Genomic DNA, 19,567 nt, shown 5'->3' with positions numbered 1-19,567 from the left:
CCTATGCTGGAGTTGTTGTTTCTGCTTTTACCTGTAGCAGCAGCCTATGGCTGGTATATGGGGCGCAGAAGTGCACAACAGTCCAAACAGGACGAAGCTAACCGCTTGTCGCGTGACTACGTGGCAGGGGTGAACTTTCTTTTAAGCAACCAGCAGGATAAAGCGGTTGACCTGTTCCTCGATATGCTCAAAGAGGACACCGGCACCGTGGAAGCTCACCTGACGCTGGGCAACCTGTTCCGCTCGCGCGGCGAGGTTGATCGCGCTATTCGCATTCACCAAACGCTGATGGAAAGCGCCTCTCTGACCTACGACCAGCGCCTGCTGGCCGTGCAGCAGCTCGGCCGTGACTATATGGCTGCCGGGCTGTATGACCGTGCTGAAGATATGTTTAATCAGCTGGTGGACGAAACCGATTTCCGCGTCAGTGCCTTGCAGCAGCTACTGCAAATCTACCAGGCGACCAGCGACTGGCAAAAAGCGATTGATATCGCCGAACGGCTGGTGAAGCTCGGTAAGGACAAGCATCGCGGCGATATCGCGCACTTCTGGTGCGAGCTGGCGCTGCAGCAGATGGGCAATGATGAGCTGGATAAAGCTATGTCGTTGCTCAAACGTGGTGCGGCCGCCGACCCGTCCAGCGCGCGTGTGTCCATCATGATGGGCCGGGCGTGGATGGCAAAAGGCGATTACGCGAAAGCCATGGACAGCCTGCTGAGAGTTATCGATCAGGATAAAGAGCTGGTCAGCGAAACCCTGGAAATGCTGCAAACCTGCTACCAGCAGCTTGGCAAAGACAAAGAGTGGGAGCATTTCCTTCAGCGCTGCGTTGAGGAAAATACCGGGGCGACGGCGGAGCTAATGCTCGCGCAGGTCATGGAACAGAGTAAAGGTGGCGAAGCGGCGCAAACCTATGTTACCCGTCAGCTGCAGCGTCACCCAACGATGCGCGTGTTCCACAAACTGATGGACTACCACCTCAATGAGGCGGAAGAAGGGCGCGCCAAAGAGAGCCTGATGGTGTTGCGTGACATGGTGGGCGAACAGGTGCGCAGTAAGCCGCGCTACCGCTGCCAGAAGTGCGGCTTTACGGCTTATACCCTTTACTGGCACTGTCCGTCATGCCGCTCCTGGTCGACCATCAAGCCTATTCGCGGGCTGGACGGTCAGTAATTCCTAAAAAAATCGCCCACTTAGTTACAACATACTTTAATTTCCTCTTCGTTCATCCCTCGGCATTGTGCCTGCCCGGTCACGCAGGTAGAATGCTGCCCGTTTACCTTTTCCGCACCCCGCGTGCCCATCAATAAGAAGGTCCAGTCATGTCCGTTGCTTCATCTTCTTCTCGTGTTGCCATCTCCTCTCCTGTTGTCGTTGCCCTTGACTACGATAATCGCGATAAAGCGCTCGCCTTTGTTGACCGCATTGACCCGCGTGACTGCCGCTTAAAAGTGGGCAAAGAGATGTTTACGCTATTTGGGCCGCAGTTTGTCCGTGACCTGCAGCAGCGTGGCTTTGAGATTTTCCTCGACCTGAAATTCCACGATATTCCGAATACCACGGCGCACGCTGTCGCAGCGGCGGCGGATCTTGGCGTCTGGATGGTAAACGTGCACGCCTCCGGTGGTGCAAGAATGATGACCGCAGCGCGTGAAGCGCTGACGGCGTTTGGCGCCGATGCGCCGCTGCTGATTGCGGTCACCGTGTTGACCAGCATGGAGTCCAGCGACTTGCAAGACCTGGGCATCGCATTGTCTCCAGCGGAGTACGCTTTAAAGCTGGCAACGCTGACCAAAAACTGTGGCCTGGACGGCGTCGTCTGCTCCGCGCAGGAAGCCGTGCGCTTTAAACAGGAGTTGGGACAGGCGTTTAAACTGGTTACGCCGGGCATTCGCCCAACGGGCAGCGACGCCGGCGATCAGCGCCGTATTATGACGCCAGAGCAGGCGCTGGAAGCCGGTGTAGACTATATGGTTATTGGTCGCCCGGTTACCCAATCAGCGGACCCGGCGAAAACCCTGCGTGATATTAATGCATCGCTGAATCTGGGGGCGTAATGAGCGACAATAATAGCCGTCTGGTCTATTCGACGGAAACCGGGCGCATTGATGAGCCGAAAGCGGCGGTTGTGCGCCCGAAAGGTGACGGCGTGGTCAGAATTCAACGCCAGACCAGCGGGCGTAAAGGGAAGGGCGTGTGCCTGATCACCGGTATCGATCTGAACGACGATGAGCTGACCAAACTGGCCGCCGAGCTGAAAAAGAAATGCGGCTGCGGCGGCGCGCTGAAAGATGGCGTGATTGAAATTCAGGGCGACAAGCGCGATTTACTCAAAACGCTGCTCGAAGCCAAAGGGATGAAGGTTAAGCTGGCAGGCGGCTGATTGCCGGATGGCGGCGTTGCCTTATCCGGCCTACCGATCCCGTAGCCCGGGCGAGCGCAGCGACCTCGGGAGTATCACCCACTCCTAATAAAAAGGGCCCCGATTCTCATCGGAGCCCTGATATTCGTATTGCCGGTTATTTTCCGACCTGGTGGCCGATAATCCCACCTACCGCCGCGCCACCCAGCGTACCCAGCGCGCTACCGTCCGTTAACACGGCACCACCGATTGCCCCTGCACCGGCACCCAGCGCGGTATTACGGTCACGTTTGGACCAGTTAGAACATGCACTCAGCGACATTACCAGCGTTACCGCTAAAACAGCAGCAGTCATTTTTTTCATTGAAGTCATTTTTTTCTCCTGAATATTCTATTCACGGAAAAAGCCCTTTTATTATAGCAGTAGCCAGAAGTACTCAGTGCGTATTCCGTGAAGCTTGTTGCGCAGGTTGTAAATTTTGTTGCTAAAAGTCACGCAAGTGATAGTTACTTCCTGTTATATCGCTAACATTAATTTTACGATTTTGTGATGTAAGTGCGAGGGAAAAAGTCTTAATTCCAGCGTAGGAAAAGTCTCATAGCGGAGCGGGATAAAAAGGGGGGAATACAGGGGCAAAACCCGACGCCAGCAGGCATCGGGCGGGGTCATTATGGGCGCTGGACAATGTTAACCGTCAGCCCGGTTTGCTCAAGCTGTAGCTGTTTTTCCGTGGATAAATTATCGTCGGTAATTACCCGGTTGAAGTGGCTCATCGGGCCGAGCGCATACGGATGGATAGCGCCGAATTTTGAGCTATCGGTCAGCACAATTGCTTCGCTGCCTTTCTCCAGTACGGCGTTGACGATATCGGCGCGCATCATATCGCGACCGGTAAAGCCGGTTTCCGGCTGCCAGCCGTCAATCCCAATAAACGCTTTGCTGAAATGCACCTGCTGAATGTACTGACGCGTCAGTGGGCCCACCATGCTTTCGCTCTTCTTCTGGTAAATACCGCCCAGTAGGATCACTTCTCCCGGCGTCTCTTTCAGCAGGTGTGCGATATAGCTGCTGACGGTGATGATAGTGATATCCGGCTGCTTTGCCAGTTCGCGCGCGAGCAGCGCGTTGCTGCTGCCGTTTTCGATAAATACCGTTTCACCCGGGCGCACCAGCGAGGCGGCAAACTCCGCGAGTTCACGTTTGAGGGCGAAGTTGTTCATCATGCGCGTTTCCACGTCTTCGCTGTCCAGCGGAACGGCGAATCCATGGGTACGTCTCAGGTAGCTCTGCTTCTCCAGCAGATTCAGATCCTGACGGATGGTCACTTCTGAAACGCCGGTCATTTTCGCCAAATCGGCGACGCTCATCCGGCCTTTATCAATAACCAGCTGTAAAATGGTTTGCTGTCGGGAATTCATAATCAATGCATCAATTTTTTGGGGCGAGGGCGGTCTTGTATTTAAACCACCGCTCGCAGGGCGAATGGTGTCAGATTTCCCACGGGGATTTTGGCTGACCTGTTCTGCTGTCGCGTTCGTCTGCTGCGTGTGCCAGCAATTCCGCTTTTAATATTTCCAGATTATTGATTGCGGAATGGGTGTCGCCGCCAACCAGAATATCAAGTACGGTATCAATACGTTGGGCTACCTGACGCGCATCGAGCTCGGACATAGTGGGATCCTGTTGATAAATTCGATTGAAATCAATGATGCAAAATTTACTGCCAAAAGAGAAGTGAAAAAATAGCTTACCTTATAACCCCTGATGCTCGTTCAACCAGCGTTCGAGTTCGGCGACGGGCATCGGGCGCGCGAAAAGATAGCCCTGTCGTTCATCTACCCCGTGTAGCTTAAGAAAGGCATCGTCGGCAGCATCCTCCACGCCCTCGGCGATAATATGCAGATTCAGCGCGCGGGCGACGGCAATAATTGCCAGCACCAGCGACTGAGAGACCGAACGGTCATGGACGCTCTGGACAAAAATATGGTCCAGCTTGATGGTATCGATAGGAAAGCGCGCCAATTGCGACAGCGATGAATAACCGGTACCAAAATCGTCGAGATGAATTTGCGCCCCCAACGAACGGAACTGTTCGATAACTTCCAGCGCCTGTTCAGCATTATCAATCAGGCAGCTTTCGGTGAGCTCAATATCAATGGGACACTGCTCGAATCCCTGCGCGCTGAGCGCCTGCTTCAGGTCGCTAAAAATTGAGTGGTCGACTAGCTGGCGGGCAGAGACGTTTACCGCCACGCGCAGGTTAATGCCCCGGTCTCGCCATTGCGCGACCTGACGAATCGCATCCAGCATGACCCAACGACCAAGCGGCACGATAAGCCCCGATTCCTCGGCGTAAGAGATAAAATCCATCGGCGGAATAAGCCCACGCTCCGGCGAGTTCCAGCGCACTAAGGCCTCGAGGCTGCGTACTTCACCATCTAAGCTTACTTTCGGCTGATAGTAGATAACCAGCTGATCGCACTGCAACGCTTTACGCAGGTTGGTATCCAGCCACAGATATTCGAACACGCGCAGATTCATTTCAGGTTTAAAAACGCTAAACCTCCCGCGACCGCTCTCTTTGGCGGTGTACATCGCGGTGTCTGCGTTACGAATCAGGCTCTCTTTGTCCTCGCCGTGCTGAGGGGCTATCGAAATGCCCAACGAGCATCCGCTATAGACTTCAATCAGGCCGATACGAAACGGATCGCGCAGGCGGGTTAACACTCGCGATGCCATGGCCTCCAGTTCGCTCTGCGAGGTTTGCGTCGCCAGCACGATAAACTCATCGCCGCCAAGGCGGGCGAGGGTCTGGTTCTCTTCCAGGCAGCTCAGAATTGACAGCGCAACGGATTGTAATAGCTGATCGCCAAAGACATGCCCGTAGGCATCGTTAACTTTCTTGAAATTATCCAGATCGAAGTAGACCAGGCCAATTTGTTCCTCGGGCTTGCGGGTATCAATAGCGCTACCGATGAGTTCGTTGATGGCATGGCGATTTGGCAGCCCGGTGATGGTGTCGGTATTGGCCAATACCCGCAAACGCTCCTGCGCTTTGCGCTCCTCGGTGATATCGGTGCCCGAACAGATAAGGTAGATCTCATTCTTACCGCTGCCGCTGTGAACAAAACGGTTACGGAACAGAAACAGACGCGGCCCTTTGCGGGTTTTAATCCAGCGTTCTACCTCATAAGGTCCGCCGTTGCTAAAAAAACGGCTGACATTTTCCCGCGCGGCGGCCGCTTCCGGCGCGGACATAAAAAGCTCAAACGCGGTTTTGCCAATAACATCCTGCTCTTTTACGCCGGTGTACTCCTCACACAGGCGATTAAAGCGCTGAATCTTGCCTTCCCGGTCGAGAATGACGATGACCGCGTTAGCTTCTGACACCACCTGCTCAGCAAACAATAGCCCCTGTAATAGGTCGCGGGCGACGGAGGAGGTATCAAACCACGACGACGCCGTACCAGCCCATTCGCTACCGTTCACCTTACGCCCAATCAGATGTACGGGAACGTCATAACCGTTGAGTTGAATATTGACTGCGATGCTTGAGGTGGTGACGCTCATGGTATGAATACGTTGGGCATTTTCTGCGCTGAGCGGAATGGCGAGGTCGGAACCGGCATCGGGGTCGATGCTCAGGTACAGGGTGGGATCGGTTCGCGACAAACGCCAGTAAAGACTGGTTTCGCTAGGGTTTGGGTCGAGCAGATTTTGTGCCAGAGACTTCACCATGCGTGCTCCTCATACACCTGCGATCGAGTAGGTCCGAATCCAATGCCATGATATTCAGTGTGATCGTTTTTTGAAAATTCGCGCAGAAAAAAGAGGGTAGTGATGGGCTGTAGGCCGGATAAGCGAAGCGCCATCCGGCAGAACCCGAGTACATTGCCAAATGGAACACAGCCAAAAAAAACGGCCCCCGAAGGAGCCGTTGAATCATCTTAGCGAAGCGAACTTACGCTGCAGGGCGAGCAATTACGCTGCGTGTTTCCATGCGCACTTCCGCGATGGTGACATCAATGACGTCAGTGACCTTATAGACCACTTCGCCTTTGATCTGCACGGTACCGCTTTCCTGGCTGCACACCATCTCATCACGCACTGCGTGCAGGAACGGCGCAGGGATAAAGGCAACCGCGCCGTTATCCACCAGACGCACGCGCATACCGCCGCGGCTAACGTCAATGATCTCCGCCGCAAAGCGCGTGTCTTTACCCGCCTGCGGGCTCAGATAACGTGCGTACAGCCAGTCAGCCACATCGCGCTCCGCCATACGGTTCAGACGACGGCGTTCGGCCATCTGTACGGTCACATCTTCTTGAGGACGTGGTGCACTTTCACCTTTGATAATCGCTTTCAGCAGACGATGATTCACCATGTCGCCGTATTTACGGATAGGTGAAGTCCAGGTAGCGTACGCTTCCAGACCTAAGCCGAAGTGTGGACCCGGCTCGATGCTGATTTCAGCGAACGACTGGAAGCGACGAATACGGCTATCGAGGAAGCCAGAAGGCTGTGCGTCGAGTTCGCGGCGCAGCTTACAGAAACCGTCCAGAGTCAGCACTTCAACCGGATCGACGTGAACGTCGTGGGTTTTCAGCAGCGCGGCCAGCGCTTCGGTATTGTCAGGGGCAAAGCCGGTGTGGACGTTATAAATACCAAAGCCCAGTTTGTCGCGCAGGACACGCGCGGCGCAGATGTTTGCCGCAATCATTGACTCTTCAACGATACGGTTAGCAATGCGGCGCGGCTCGGCGACGATATCCAGCACTTCGCCTTTCTCACCCAGCACAAAGCGGTAGTCAGGACGATCCTTGAACACCAGCGCGTGGGTTTTACGCCATTCGCTGCGAACCTGACAAACGCGTTGCAGCAGGGTAATCTGACGCGCGATAGCGTCGTTCTGCGGCTTCCAGTCGCCGGTATTTTCCAGCCAGTTGGAGACGTCGTCATAAACCAGTTTGGCTTTTGATTCGATATTAGCGGCGAAGAACTCAATGTTGTCTTCGATGGTGCCGTCGGCCGCCAGCGTCATGCGGCAGGCCAGTACCGGGCGGACCACTTCCGCACGCAGCGAACAGAGGTCGTCGGACAGCTCACGCGGCAGCATCGGAATGTTGAAGCCCGGCAGATAGTTGGTAAAGGCGCGAATTTTCGCGGCGTCGTCCAGCTTGCTGCCTTCAACGATCCAGGCGGTCGGGTCGGCAATCGCGACGGTCAGCAGCAGCTTGCCGTCGGCGGCTTCTTCCACAAACAGCGCATCGTCCATATCTTCGGTGCTGGCGCTGTCGATGGTGACGAAGTCGAGGGCGGTCAGGTCGCGACGCTCCAGACCTTCGTCCTGCATCTCGGTGGCCACGCCGTTTGGCGCTTCTTTTTCCAGGTTATGACGGGCGAGGGTCACCCACCACGGCACAAAGTGGTCGTCACCGAAGGTGATGAATTTGGTCAGCTCAGCGTAGAAGCTACGATCGCCTTTCAGCGGATGACGGCGCATTTCAGCAACGGCCCAGTCACCCTCTTTGAAATCATGTGTGACACCGCGGTCGGCGCGGCAGGGAATGGCATCTTTTAACAGGGGATGGTCAGGAACGATAGACAGTCTGTCATCCTTGCGGTGCACTTTCCCGACAAAACGCGTCAGGAAAGGCTCAACCAGTTCTTCTGGCTCGGCGCTCTCTTTCTCTTTTTCAGAGTGAATGACCGCGATAATACGGTCGCCGTGCATCACTTTTTTCATCTGCGGCGGCGGAATAAAATAGCTTTTCTGCGCGTCGACCTCGAGGAAACCGAAACCTTTATCCGTGGCTTTAACGACCCCTTCCGCACGCGGCGTCTGGGAGTGAAGTTGCTGTTTTAGCTGCGCGAGCAGCGGGTTGTCCTGAAGCATATTGATCTATTTTCGTGGCCAAAAGAGCGGCTGACATTTTTACGCGAATCTATAGGTTGCAGCAAGCGCTCTTTCACCCTTTTACGTAACTTGTTGTGCGCTGCCAAGCGCTATCCGCAGACGGTTCAGCCAGCCGCACAGTGCGCTCCAGGCAAGCAGCGTAATAGCATCCGGAACGGAAAGTCCCTGCTCGGCGAGGGGCGTTAGCTGCGCGGCGCTAAAACGGTCTGGTGCGCGGGTCAAAAGCTGGGTCGCCTGGGCAACCACGCGCTCGCAGGGATGGTGGTGACTCCAGGCCTGAATGGCGCGTTCACCGTTACGCACCGCCTCCGGCAGGCCGTTCGCGCCTTGCCATTGACCGCTGTAATAGTGAAAACAACTGGCGCTGCCGTTGATGCGGGCAGGGATCAGCGACGCCAGTGGTTGTAGTGGGTGTGCGAAGGCGAGGGCGTCGATAAGCTCCCCCAACCCCTCCAGCAGCGTCTCCTCGGTCACCAGCGCGTTGGCTAACTCGCTTAGCTCGGGTACGTGCTGCCAGCGTGCCAGGGCCTCGCCCTGCGGGGTGTTGGCCTGATGCGGTGTGGTGTTGACAAAGTCGGTATGCCACGGTGCGCTTTCGCTCTGGAAGCGGTCCGCATCGGCATCTTCCTGCACCGGCATGCCGGGTATCCAGCGAACCGGGAAACCGAGCTGGGCCTGGAAAATGGCGATAACACGCGCCTGGAAGCCGACAAAACCGACCACCTGGTTAATCAGAATAATATCGTGCGCGGTGAGTCCCACCTCATCCAGTTGCTGACGCTCGCGCGGGGTGATAACCGACGGCGAGCTGGCAAGCTGGCGGGCATACTGGGTGATTTGCGCTAACCGGTGGTTGCTCTCGCGCGACGAATCTGGCCCTGGCAACGGCGCTAAACGCGCGGCGTAGTGGTTGCACAGTCGCTGCACGCCAGAGACCTGCGCGACGGTGAGCGCGGTGCTCAAACGGTCGTAGGCGCTGAAGGTACGCAGGCGGTTAACGGTGACCACATCCGGAAATAAGGTTTGGGCAAAGGTACGGGCGAGGCGTAGCCAGCGCTGATTGGCGCTGTAGAGGGCATCGGGTAACGTGAGATCCAGTAAAAAACGGTCGTCAACGTGTGCGGCTTCAGGAACCAGCGGCATCACGTCGCTATGTTGGGCTCTCGACTGGGTTTCGTGATACCAGTGGCTTTTGCCGTAAACGCGGCGTGGCTCCATGGATATTCCTTGATCTATAGGTGGCGAGCCGGCGCGTGTTGAGAGGGGTTGCCGGATCGTTATAGGTAAATATCCTGGCGCATGCGTGACGAGGGAGAAAATATTGTTCGGTGATAATTAATAACTGGCTGGAATAACAGAGGTGTAAGAAGCGGGGAATGTAGGCCTGATAAGCGGAGCGCCATCAGGCAATGCGGAGCACATTGCCTGATGGCGGCGTTGCCTTATCCGGCCTACAGTTCGAGTTCGTTCATCGCGGCAATGCTGAAGCCGCCATCAACGTGAACCACTTCCCCGGTGATCCCGGCGGAAAGGTTGGAGCACAGGAAGGCAGCGGAATTACCCACGTCTTCGATAGTCACGGTGCGACGGATCGGCGTGACCGCTTCGCAGTGCGCCAGCATTTTTCGGAAATCCTTGATGCCGGAGGCGGCAAGTGTGCGAATCGGGCCAGCCGAAATCGCATTGACGCGAACGCCCTCCGGCCCCATCGCGTTTGCCATATAGCGCACGTTAGCTTCCAGAGATGCTTTTGCCAGCCCCATCACGTTGTAGTTAGGAATCGCACGCTCCGCCCCCAAATAGGAGAGGGTCAGCAGGGCAGAGCCGGGGTTCAGCATGCTGCGGCAGGCTTTTGCCATCGCCACAAAGCTGTAGGCGCTGATATCGTGGGCGATTTTGAACCCTTCGCGGGTTACCGCATTGACGTAATCGCCGTCCAGCTGATCCGCCGGGGCAAAGCCGATGGAGTGGACGAAACCGTCAAACGTCGGCCAGACTGTTGCCAGTTCGGTGAACAGGGATTCAATGCTCGCGTCTTCTGCCACGTCGCACGGCAGGACGATGCTGGAATTTAGCGAAGCGGCGAACTCCTCTACGCGGCCTTTTAGTTTGTCATTCTGGTAGGTGAAGGCCAGCTCGGCCCCTTCGCGCTGCATTGCCTGAGCGATACCGTAGGCGATGGAAAGCTTGCTCGCCACGCCCGTAATCAGAATACGTTTACCGGAAAGAAAACCCATCGTGTTCATCCTTCTATTCAGTGTTAGCGGTCTTTACGCCAGGCGTCTGCGGTCAGCGCCTCGCCAAAGTGGCCCGCAATCAGACGCTTGGTTAAATCGTGCAGCGGGGAGGCCAGCACATCGGCGGTGCTGCCGCGCTCGACCACTTCGCCCTGGTGCATCACCAGCACCTGGTCGCTGATATGCTTCATCATGCCCAAATGCTGGGTTACGTAGATATAAGAGATGCCCTGTTTTTCCTGCAGCTCCAGCATCAGGTTCACCAGCTGTGAACGCATCGACATATCCAGCGAGGCCAGCGCTTCGTCGCAGATAATCACCTTCGGTCGCAGGATCAGCGCACGGGCCAGACCCAGACGCTGTTTTTGCCCCGGTGCCAGCATGTGCGGGTAGTAGCTGACGTGGTCTGGCAGCAGGCCGACCAGGCGCAGGGTATCGATAATCTGCTTGCGCCGCGCTTCCGGTTCGAGATCGGTATTAAGACGCAGCGGGAAGTCGAGGATCTGTGAAATACGCTGGCGCGGGTTTAACGAGGTGCTCGGATCCTGAAAGATCATGCGGATACGCTGGCTGCGGAACGAGTAGTCACCGAACGCCAGCGGATGGTCGTCAATCAGCAGCTCGCCGGTGGTCGGTTCCACCATGCCCGCCAGCATTTTCGCCAGCGTCGATTTACCTGAACCGTTCTCGCCAATAATCGCCAGCGTCTGTTTTTCGCGCAGGGTAAAACTCAGCGGCTTCACCGCCTGCAGCGTCTGACGGTGGAACCATCCGGTGCGGTAGCGAAAGGTCTTACTCAGATTGCGTACTTCAAGCAAGGTTTCGACCATTTCACTCTTTCTCCATGTTCAGCGGGAAATGACAGGCGAACAGGTGGTTCTTCGCACCCGTCAGGCGCGGGGTTTCAATACATTTACGCTGGGCATAAGGGCAACGCGGCCCCAGACGGCAGCCCATCGGCAGTTGTTCCAACAGCGGGATCGCGCCGGAGAGCGTGTTCAGGCGGCTTTTATGCGGCATTGAACGGCCAAAGTCGGGGATCGCGCGGATCAGCGCCTGGGTATACGGGTGGTGCGGAATGGTCACCAGCTCTTCGCTCGGCGCGCTTTCCACCGTTTGCCCGCAGTACATGACGTTAATTTTATCCGCCCAGTGAGTCAGCATCTGCAAATCATGGGAGATAAGCAAAATGGTGGTGTTATTGTTCTGGTTAAGACCGGTGAGCAGGCGGAAAATCTGCGCCTGGGTGGTCGGCTCCATGGCGTTAGTTGGCTCATCGGCAATCAGCAGACGCGGCTGGTTGGCCAGCGCGATAGCGATCATCACCTTCTGGCATTCCCCTTCGGTCAGCTCATAGGGGAAGCTGCGCATGGCGTCTTTGTGGTCTTTAATCCCCACGCGGTGCAGCAGTTCGATGGCGCGGCGCTTACGCCAGCCTAGTCGTTGCCACCAGTGGCCCTTAAAGGTCCAGCCGGGGATGTTCTGCATCAGCTGTTCGCCAATACGCTCGGAGGGGTCAAGACAGGACTGCGGCTCCTGGAAAATCATCGACACGTTGTGGCCGACCAGCTTGCGACGTTCGCGGTTAGACAGGCGCAGCAGGTCGATATCGTCAAAGCGCATACGGTCTGCGGTCACGCGCCAGTTATCTTTAGTCACGCCGCAAATGGCTTTGGCGATTAGGCTTTTGCCTGAGCCAGACTCGCCGACCAGACCACGAATTTCACCCTCGGCCATGGTCATGCTGACGCGGTCAACGGCCTTCACCCAGCCTTCGTTAGTCTTAAATTCAATGGTTAAATTGCGAATATCAAGTAACGGCATTATTCCACCCCCGCGTTGATGGCGCGGCGAATACCGTCGCCCAGCAGGTTAACCAACAGCACGCTTATCATAATGGCTGCGCCCGGCAGCATCACCGTCCACGGCGCAACGTAGATAAGTTCCAGCGCATCGCCCAGCATCGCTCCCCATTCTGGCGAAGGAAGCTGCGCGCCGAGGTCAAGGAAGCCCAGCGCGGCAATATCCAGAATCGCCATCGACAGCGCGCGGGTAATCTCGGTCACCAGGCCCGCGGCGATGTTAGGTAAAATGGCAAACCACAGAATATTCAGGGTAGAAGCACCATCGAGGCGGGCGGCAATGACGTAATCCCGCTCCAGTTCATCGTGAACCATGCTGTAAATCGAGCGTACCATGCGCGGAAGCAGCGCCAGCCAGACGGCAAACATCGCATGCGACAGATGCGGGCCAGCAAAAGCCACCACGATAATCGCGAGCAGCAGCGACGGAATAGAGAGCAGGGTGTCGAGAATATGGTTCAGCATGGCTGAACGCAGTCCGTGGGTCGACCCGGCAAAGGCGCCGAGCAGCAGGCCAAACGCGGTGGCCCCCAGCGTCACCACAAAGGCACCGCCAACGGTCGGCGCCGCGCCGCTTAGCAGGCGGCTTAACACATCGCGGCCCAGATCGTCGGTGCCGAGGAAGAACGACACTTCGCCGTAGCGCGACCAGGATGGCGGCAGCAGCTGGTAACCGAGGAACTGCTGGTCGATGCCGTAAGGGGCAAACCAGCCGCCGAATACGCACACCAGTACCAGCCCGATGCAGCCATAAAAGCCAATCATCGCGGTGGTATCGCCGTAGAACTTACGCCACACGGTGCGCAGGGCACCCGGCGGGCGCTTCTCGAGGTAGACGCTATCGTAAGGCATACCATTCCTTATGTTTCAGCGGGTTAGCCATAGCACCCAAAATATCGGAGATCACGTTGACGATAATAACCAGCGCGCCAATCACCATGACCCCGGCGGAAATCGCCGCGTAGTCCTGCTGGCGGATGGCGTTAATCATCCAGCGCCCCAGGCCCGGCCAGCTAAAGACCATTTCGGTGATCATCGCCAGCGTCAGCATGGTGGAAAATTGCAGACCCAAGCGCGGGATCACTGGCGGCAGGGCGTTATGCAGCACGTGACGACGCAGAATGGTCAGACGCGAAACCCCGCGGGTTGCCGCCGCTTTCACGTAGTTGGTGTCGTACACCGCGATGGTGCTGATACGCATCAAACGCACCACTTCGGTGGTAGGCGCGACCGCCAGCGTCAGCACCGGCAGCACCATATGGCGCAGGGCGCTGATGATCATCTCGTGTCGCCACGGCGAGTCGGAAAGCCAGGCATCAATCAGCGCGAATCCGGTAACGTTTTTCACTTCGTACAATAGGTCAAAGCGCCCGGAAACCGGCAGCCAGCCCAGCGTCAGCGAGAAGAACAGGGTCAGCAGCAGCGCCAGCCAGAATACCGGAATGGAAAAGCCCAGCAGCGCAAAGAAGCTGATGACTTTATCCTGCCACTTGTTGCGGGTGATCCCCGCCAGCATACCAACAGGGATGCCGACCAGCAGGGCGAAGCCAAACGCCAGGATGCACAGTTCCATGGTCGCCGGGAACACCTGCCGAAGCTGCTCGGAAATCGGCTGGCCGTTGATGCTGGAGACGCCAAAGTCCCAGTGCATCACGCTTTCAAACCAGAACACCCAGGCGTTCCACAGCGAGGCGCCCTGCAGCGGCGCGTGCGGAGTGAAATAGCTCAGGCTGAAGCCGACAAAGGTCAGGAAAAAGAGCGTAACCAGCAGTAGCAACAAGCGACGAAGCGTGAAAATAATCATGGTTTCTGCACCTTCTCTTCTTTTTCCCGCGACACGCCCGCAAATGAGGCGTTACCAAACGGGCTCAGCACCAGGCCTTTCATATCGTAGCGGTAGGCCTGCAAACGTAGCGAAGACGCCAGCGGCAGCACTGGCAGCTCGCGGGCGAGGATCTGCTGGGCTTCGTCGTAGGCATCAATGCGCGACGCGAGCTGTTGAGAGTCCAGCGCCCGGCGCAGTACGCTGTCAAATTCACGGTTACACCAGTGGGACAGGTTGGTCTGCGAGTTGATAGCCGCACAGCTCAGCAGCGGACGGAAGAAGCTGTCCGGGTCATTACTGTCGGTGGCCCAGCCGGAGAGCGTCAGGTCGTGGTTCATGTCCATCAACCGCGCTTCCTGAAACCGGCCTTCAACCGGCACGATCACTACCTTGACGCCAATCTGCGCCATATCCGCCTGAATCAGCTCGGCGGTTTTCAGCGGGCTCGGGTTCCAGGCTTGTGAACTGGTGGGTACCCACAGATGCAGGGTCAACTTCTGCAGGCCCAAAGCCTCAAGGCGTCGACGCGCTTCTTTCGGGTTGTATTCGGTAATTTTAGCTTCGTTATCGTAAGCCCAGGAGGCGCGCGGCAAAATGGAGGCCGCCGTTTCCGCTGTCCCGTAATAGATAGACTGCATCAGACGCTGGTTGTTAATAGCGAGCGACAGGGCATGGCGCACTTCGGGGTTATTCAGCGGCGGCTTATCGGTATTAAACGCCAGATAAGCGATGTTCATACCGGGGCGCAGCGTCAGACGCAGGCGCGGGTCGTCGCGCAGAATGGTCAACTGACTGGCGGCAGGCCAGGCCAGAACGTCACATTCACCGGTCAGCAGCTTGGATAAACGGCCAGTACCGCCGGAGCCTAAATCCACCACCACCTGCGGCATCAGCGGCGTGCCGCGCCAGAATTTCGGGTGGCGCTGTAGGCGGATGTACTGACCCGCCTGATATTCATCAAGCTGGAACGGCCCGGTGCCGACCGGCTGACGGTCGAGCCATTCCTGGTGGTCCTGTTTGGTCAGTTTGTTGGCGTACTCGGCGGACATCACGGAGGCATAGTGGGTCGCCAGGTGCCACAGGAACGACGCGTCCGGACGGGTCAGACGGAACTCCACGGTGCGGTTATCGAGCTTCCGTACGCTCTGCACGCTATCGGCAAACTGTAGACTGTCGAAGTACGGGAAGGCGCCGCCGTTGACGTTATGCCACGGATGGTTGCGGTCGAAAATGCGCTCAAAAGTAAAGACAACGTCGTCGGCGTTCAGCGCGCGCGTCGGCGTAAACCAGCGGGTGGTCTGGAACTGCACATTATTGCGCAGATGGAAGCGGTAGGTCGCACCGTTGTCCAGCACCTCCCAGCTTTCGGCAAGCTCAGGCACCAGTCGGTAGGTGTACGGGTCGACGTCCAGCAGACGATCGTAAAGCTGAGCGGCCAGCGTATCGACGATAAGCCCACTGCTCGCCTTTTGCGGGTTGAAGGTGTTGACCTGCCCGCTGACGCAGTAGACAAATCCGCTGTCGCGAATATCGCCGCGAGGGGAGTCAAGCGGTTGCGGTGCGGCAATCGCCTGGCCGCAAAGTAGCCCCAATGCGGCGAGGAAGGATGACAAATTCAGGCGCATAGTTTCGTTATATTTTCGATTGATCTGCAAAGTGTATCGCACTTACGGCTACCAGGTACAAATCTCTACGTGCAACTGCTTTAAAAGTCATCAAATCAGTGGGGTTAACTCATATAACACCAGCGCATTGCTCTCCAGCGCATCTACCACCTGCCAGTTTTCCTCAACGTTTTCCTCACGAACGCTGAGCGCCGGTCGGGTTTTATGGACAAGCCAGCTCCAGGTTTCTTCATCCGGGCCGCTGCTGCTGTCAATCGCGTCAAGGTACGGAAAGAGCGCGCCGTTGCGCTGATCGAACAGATGACGTTTGATTTTCCATCTGCCATGTAGTGGCTGAAGGGCGACCGGATACTGCTGGCGGAAACGCTGAATAAACGCCTCTTCACTGGAGAGCCACGGGTTAAAAACCACCGGGTTACGGAGCAACAGTTGATAGCGTCCGCGGTGATGCAGCAGCAGGATATTTTTATCGTTAACCAGCACATCCCCGCGCAAGCGGTGCCACAGCCAGAGTACCCAGAAAATAGGCCGTGGAAGCCCATGATGGTAGTACAGCGCCAGGCTTGAGGTATCAAAGGTGCCGTTGCTGCGCGCCTCTCCCTGCTGACTGGAGTTGAGCCAGAAGCCGGTCAACTGCACCTGTTCGGCGAGGCCAAGCAGGTTGTTCATCAACAGTGCGCCGCGGAAGAACTCGCCGTTAGTACGCCGGGTGGACCCGGTCAGGGTGTTCCACGACAGCAGCCATAGGGGTAACGCAAGATGATGCTGTCGCAGGGCGCGCTGAATCTGGCGCACTTTCTCTACCGGATAATTTTCGGCGGCGGCAAGTCGGCTGCCGTCAAAAGACTGCTGCTGGAAACGCTCGTTGGCGTTCGCTGAACAGGCGAGAAAATCGGCCTCTTTTAATAATGGCGAAGTGAAGATGGCATCCTCAACGATGTCGTCTTCGGCCGTGGTAAAGCGATGCCAGATACCGAGCAACGAGTCTGGCGATAACGCGCGAATGGCCGCTTTCTGCTGTGCCCATACCTCCGCGCTGGCCTGCGGCGACCAGTGCCAGACGAACTGCCAGCGGGCAAGCGCCGATGGTGGAAAATGTTGGGCGGCAAGGGATAAAAATTGGCGCAGCAGATCCGGCCGGGTGGTCAGGCTGGTATGCAGCAACACGCGCCAGCCCATGTGGGACAGAAACGTGAAGACCTGCTGTAGGTTATACCAGCAGGCGTAGCCCACCATCTGCGGGTCATCCCAGCCATCGCTGAACAGACGGCTGCTGAGAAACGGTTCGTTAATATCAATGCCAGCGATGGGAATTTGCGCGTGCAGTGCCAGCAGCGACTGACGAACGTCGTCGCGCAGCAGATCGTCCAGTTCACGGAGCGTAATAATCATCTCGCTACGGCGCAGCGGTACACGTCGTGTGGGTAGCGTATTCAGCGCAATCTGCCGAGGCTGCGGGTGGTGCTGAAGCGGCGGCGGGTTATCCCACGCTGACGTGCCCGTATGATTAAGCAGCGCGTAGAGCGTTTCAGCGGTGACCGGCAGCGTGCGGTCTGGCGGGCTTTCTCGCGGGCGGCTGCGGCTTTTGCTGGTGGTCTGCTGGCGAAACTGACGGGGCGTCATGCCGTGGCGACGCTTAAACAGGTCGCTCATCACTCGGGCGCTGGCAAAGCCCTGCTGTTGGGCAATGCGCTGTACCGGTAGGGCGGTGGTCAGCAGCAGCTCGGCGGATTTCTCAAGACGCAGTGCGGTGATGAACTGCATAAAACTGACCCCCACCTCTTTATGAAACAGGCGAGAGAGCCAGGCTTCGGACACTCGCTCGGCACGGGCAATTTCGGCCAGCGACAGCCGTCGGGTGTACTGCGATTCAATTCGGGCCACCACCTGGCGGATGCGATGGCTCCAGGCCGCTTCGCTGTACGGCGCGCTGGATTGGCGCGGCTGCTGAAAATGGGTGGCCAGCAGCAGGGCGATTTCGCTCAACCAGCGGTTGGCTTCCAGCCGTGAATGCGTTTCGTGATTGGTGAGATGGGTGATGAGCAACTGGCGCATCAGTGAACAGAGTCGGGCTTCATGCGCCAGCAAGGCATGCGGTTGGGTGGCTATCTGGTAATCAAAACCGAAAAAATGGGCGTCCATCCGGGTCAGCCAGTGAGCGGCAACGGTCAGCGTCATCAACGTATTGGGTTGTTCGCTGGCAAGCCGCCAGCGTTGATTGGGGTTGATGATAGCGAGCGCGCCGTCCTGCAGGCGACGAGTGCCATTGTGGGTTTCCAACGTCATGTCGCCCTGGAGCACCCACAGCAGCGTCAGCGCAGGCTGCTCCTCGTGAGTCTGATGACGGACATCCTGAACGACCACGGAAAAGTCACTGATTTGCTGCGTCGGCATCTCGTTCTCCTGAGACAAAAAATAACGGTATCTTTTTTGTCATAACCAAACCGTATGAAAAATAGTCATTTCATTTTCCGTCAATATAAAACAAAAACCCGCACTTTAAAGCCATCCCGGCGGCATAAACTCGACGTTATCACTGTGGAGCCATAAAGGGATAACAAAAATGACACATCCTATTGTTGAAGCATTGCAGAGCCGCGAGGCGGAGTTTATTGCGCTACGCCACCGCTTTCACCAGCAGCCTGAGATAGGTTTTCAGGAGCATAAAACCAGCGCCGAGGTGGTGAAACTGTTGACTCGTTGGGGCTATGACGTGGACTACGGCCTCGGCGGCACCGGCGTGGTGGGAACCTTAAAAGTGGGCAACGGTGGCAAAACGTTGGGTCTGCGCGCGGACATGGACGCGCTGCCGATGCAGGAGCGCAGCGGTAAGCCGTGGGCCAGCGAAACCGACGGCAGCTTCCACGGCTGCGGTCACGATGGCCATACCACCATGCTGCTTTATGCGGCCGAATATCTGGCGCGTTCCCGCGCGTTCAACGGCACGTTGCACCTGATATTTCAGCCGGCGGAAGAGTTGCTGTATGGCGGTCGCGTGATGCTGGAAGACGGCCTGTTCACCAAATTTCCCTGCGACCGTATTTTTGGCCTGCACAATATGCCGGGGCAGAAGCTCGGCAAAATTGGCCTGCGCGATGGGGCAATGATGGCGTCGTCCGACACCTTGCATATTGATGTCCAGGGCGTCGGCGGTCACGGTGCAGTGCCGGAGCATACCGTCGATGCGACCGTGGTGGCTTGTCATATCACGCTGGCGCTGCAAACGATCGTGTCGCGAAATATTAGCCCGTTCGACCCGGTGGTGGTCACCGTGGGCAGCATTCAGGCGGGGCATGCGCCAAACATCATCAACGATAAAGTGCAGATGAAACTGACGGTGCGCACCTTGAGCGAGTCGGTGCGGAAAACCGTGCTGCAACGGATTCACGATATTGCGGTATCGCAGGCGGAGAGTTTCAACGCCACGGCGACGCTAACGCACGTCAACGGCAGCCCGGTGCTGCGCAACGATCCGCAGGCAAATCAGATGGTGCGTGAGGTGGCGACCTCGCTATTTGGCGAAGCCGCTATCGCTACGGTTAACCCGTTTATGGGAAGTGAAGATTTTGCCTTTATGCTCGAACAGAATCCCAACGGTGCCTATTTTACCATCGGGGCGGGCGACGAGCCGGATCGCTGCATGGTCCACAACCCGGGCTATGACTTTAACGACGATATCCTGCTGACGGGCGCGGCGCTGTGGTGCGGCCTGACGGAACACTACCTGCGTGCATAAGT

17 protein-coding genes are annotated in these 19,567 nt (G+C 57.0%); 4 read left to right on the top strand and 13 right to left on the bottom strand.

Annotated elements, in window-relative coordinates; genetic code table 11:
- The first annotated feature begins 3 nt into the window (after window positions 1–3).
- The 3 genes from lapB (at window position 4) to yciH (ending at window position 2,383) form a co-directional block, all read left to right on the top strand.
- On the top strand, window positions 4–1,173 hold the full coding sequence (gene lapB, locus ACH1XZ_RS06810; protein WP_395594913.1) for a lipopolysaccharide assembly protein LapB: 1,170 nt from the start codon (window positions 4–6) through the stop codon (window positions 1,171–1,173).
- Between the two features lie 149 nt (window positions 1,174–1,322).
- A complete protein-coding gene (pyrF, locus tag ACH1XZ_RS06805) occupies window positions 1,323–2,057 on the top strand; it encodes an orotidine-5'-phosphate decarboxylase (protein WP_395594912.1) in 735 nt (244 codons plus the stop codon).
- A complete protein-coding gene (yciH, locus tag ACH1XZ_RS06800) occupies window positions 2,057–2,383 on the top strand; it encodes a stress response translation initiation inhibitor YciH (RefSeq protein ID WP_185666047.1) in 327 nt (108 codons plus the stop codon). The genes pyrF and yciH overlap by 1 nt, the downstream gene beginning before the upstream one ends.
- A gap of 136 nt (window positions 2,384–2,519) precedes the next feature.
- Here yciH and osmB read toward each other — a convergent pair whose 3' ends face one another.
- The 13 genes from osmB to ACH1XZ_RS06735 form a co-directional block, all read right to left on the bottom strand.
- The gene (gene osmB / locus ACH1XZ_RS06795; protein ID WP_035896313.1) at window positions 2,520–2,735 is read right to left on the bottom strand and encodes an osmotically-inducible lipoprotein OsmB; all 216 of its coding nucleotides are present in this window, start codon (window positions 2,733–2,735) and stop codon (window positions 2,520–2,522) included.
- A gap of 296 nt (window positions 2,736–3,031) precedes the next feature.
- Complete coding sequence (gene yciT / locus ACH1XZ_RS06790) at window positions 3,032–3,781, bottom strand: DNA-binding transcriptional regulator YciT (protein ID WP_395594911.1); 750 nt, start codon at window positions 3,779–3,781, stop codon at window positions 3,032–3,034.
- Between the two features lie 70 nt (window positions 3,782–3,851).
- Window positions 3,852–4,034: a YciZ family protein gene (locus tag ACH1XZ_RS06785; RefSeq protein WP_064545989.1), complete on the bottom strand. Its 183-nt coding sequence runs from the start codon at window positions 4,032–4,034 to the stop codon at window positions 3,852–3,854.
- A gap of 81 nt (window positions 4,035–4,115) precedes the next feature.
- On the bottom strand, window positions 4,116–6,101 hold the full coding sequence (gene pdeR / locus ACH1XZ_RS06780) for a cyclic di-GMP phosphodiesterase (RefSeq protein WP_395594910.1): 1,986 nt from the start codon (window positions 6,099–6,101) through the stop codon (window positions 4,116–4,118).
- Between the two features lie 223 nt (window positions 6,102–6,324).
- The gene (locus ACH1XZ_RS06775) at window positions 6,325–8,259 is read right to left on the bottom strand and encodes an exoribonuclease II (protein WP_395594909.1); all 1,935 of its coding nucleotides are present in this window, start codon (window positions 8,257–8,259) and stop codon (window positions 6,325–6,327) included.
- Between the two features lie 81 nt (window positions 8,260–8,340).
- Window positions 8,341–9,498 carry a CMD domain-containing protein gene (locus tag ACH1XZ_RS06770; protein ID WP_395594908.1) on the bottom strand — a complete coding sequence of 386 codons (1,158 nt, stop codon included), beginning with the start codon at window positions 9,496–9,498 and terminating at the stop codon, window positions 8,341–8,343.
- Between the two features lie 233 nt (window positions 9,499–9,731).
- Window positions 9,732–10,517, bottom strand: a complete 786-nt coding sequence (gene fabI / locus ACH1XZ_RS06765; protein WP_395594907.1) for an enoyl-ACP reductase FabI — start codon at window positions 10,515–10,517, stop codon at window positions 9,732–9,734.
- Between the two features lie 23 nt (window positions 10,518–10,540).
- Window positions 10,541–11,347 (bottom strand): putrescine export ABC transporter ATP-binding protein SapF, encoded by an 807-nt coding sequence (sapF, locus tag ACH1XZ_RS06760; RefSeq protein WP_395594906.1) that lies wholly within the window; start codon window positions 11,345–11,347, stop codon window positions 10,541–10,543.
- 1 nt (window position 11,348) lies between these two features.
- Window positions 11,349–12,341 (bottom strand): putrescine export ABC transporter ATP-binding protein SapD, encoded by a 993-nt coding sequence (gene sapD / locus ACH1XZ_RS06755; RefSeq protein ID WP_035896321.1) that lies wholly within the window; start codon window positions 12,339–12,341, stop codon window positions 11,349–11,351.
- Window positions 12,341–13,231 carry a putrescine export ABC transporter permease SapC gene (sapC, locus tag ACH1XZ_RS06750; RefSeq protein WP_395594905.1) on the bottom strand — a complete coding sequence of 297 codons (891 nt, stop codon included), beginning with the start codon at window positions 13,229–13,231 and terminating at the stop codon, window positions 12,341–12,343. Before sapC ends, sapD begins: the two co-directional genes overlap by 1 nt.
- Window positions 13,218–14,183, bottom strand: coding sequence for a putrescine export ABC transporter permease SapB (gene sapB / locus ACH1XZ_RS06745; protein ID WP_395594904.1), 966 nt, complete (start codon window positions 14,181–14,183; stop codon window positions 13,218–13,220). Before sapB ends, sapC begins: the two co-directional genes overlap by 14 nt.
- Window positions 14,180–15,829 carry an ABC transporter substrate-binding protein SapA gene (gene sapA, locus ACH1XZ_RS06740; protein WP_395594903.1) on the bottom strand — a complete coding sequence of 550 codons (1,650 nt, stop codon included), beginning with the start codon at window positions 15,827–15,829 and terminating at the stop codon, window positions 14,180–14,182. The genes sapB and sapA overlap by 4 nt, the downstream gene beginning before the upstream one ends.
- Before the next feature lie 90 nt (window positions 15,830–15,919).
- Window positions 15,920–18,223, bottom strand: a complete 2,304-nt coding sequence (locus tag ACH1XZ_RS06735) for a helix-turn-helix domain-containing protein (RefSeq protein ID WP_395594902.1) — start codon at window positions 18,221–18,223, stop codon at window positions 15,920–15,922.
- A 169-nt stretch (window positions 18,224–18,392) separates the two neighbouring features.
- On the opposite strand from ACH1XZ_RS06735, the gene ACH1XZ_RS06730 reads away from it, so the two are divergent.
- On the top strand, window positions 18,393–19,565 hold the full coding sequence (locus ACH1XZ_RS06730) for a M20 aminoacylase family protein (RefSeq protein ID WP_395594901.1): 1,173 nt from the start codon (window positions 18,393–18,395) through the stop codon (window positions 19,563–19,565).
- Window positions 19,566–19,567 lie beyond the last annotated feature (2 nt).

The sequence above is a fragment of the Kluyvera chengduensis genome (assembly GCF_044197065.1).
GTDB classification, from domain to species: domain Bacteria; phylum Pseudomonadota; class Gammaproteobacteria; order Enterobacterales; family Enterobacteriaceae; genus Kluyvera; species Kluyvera ascorbata_C.
This window is presented reverse-complemented; position numbering and strand designations above follow the sequence as displayed.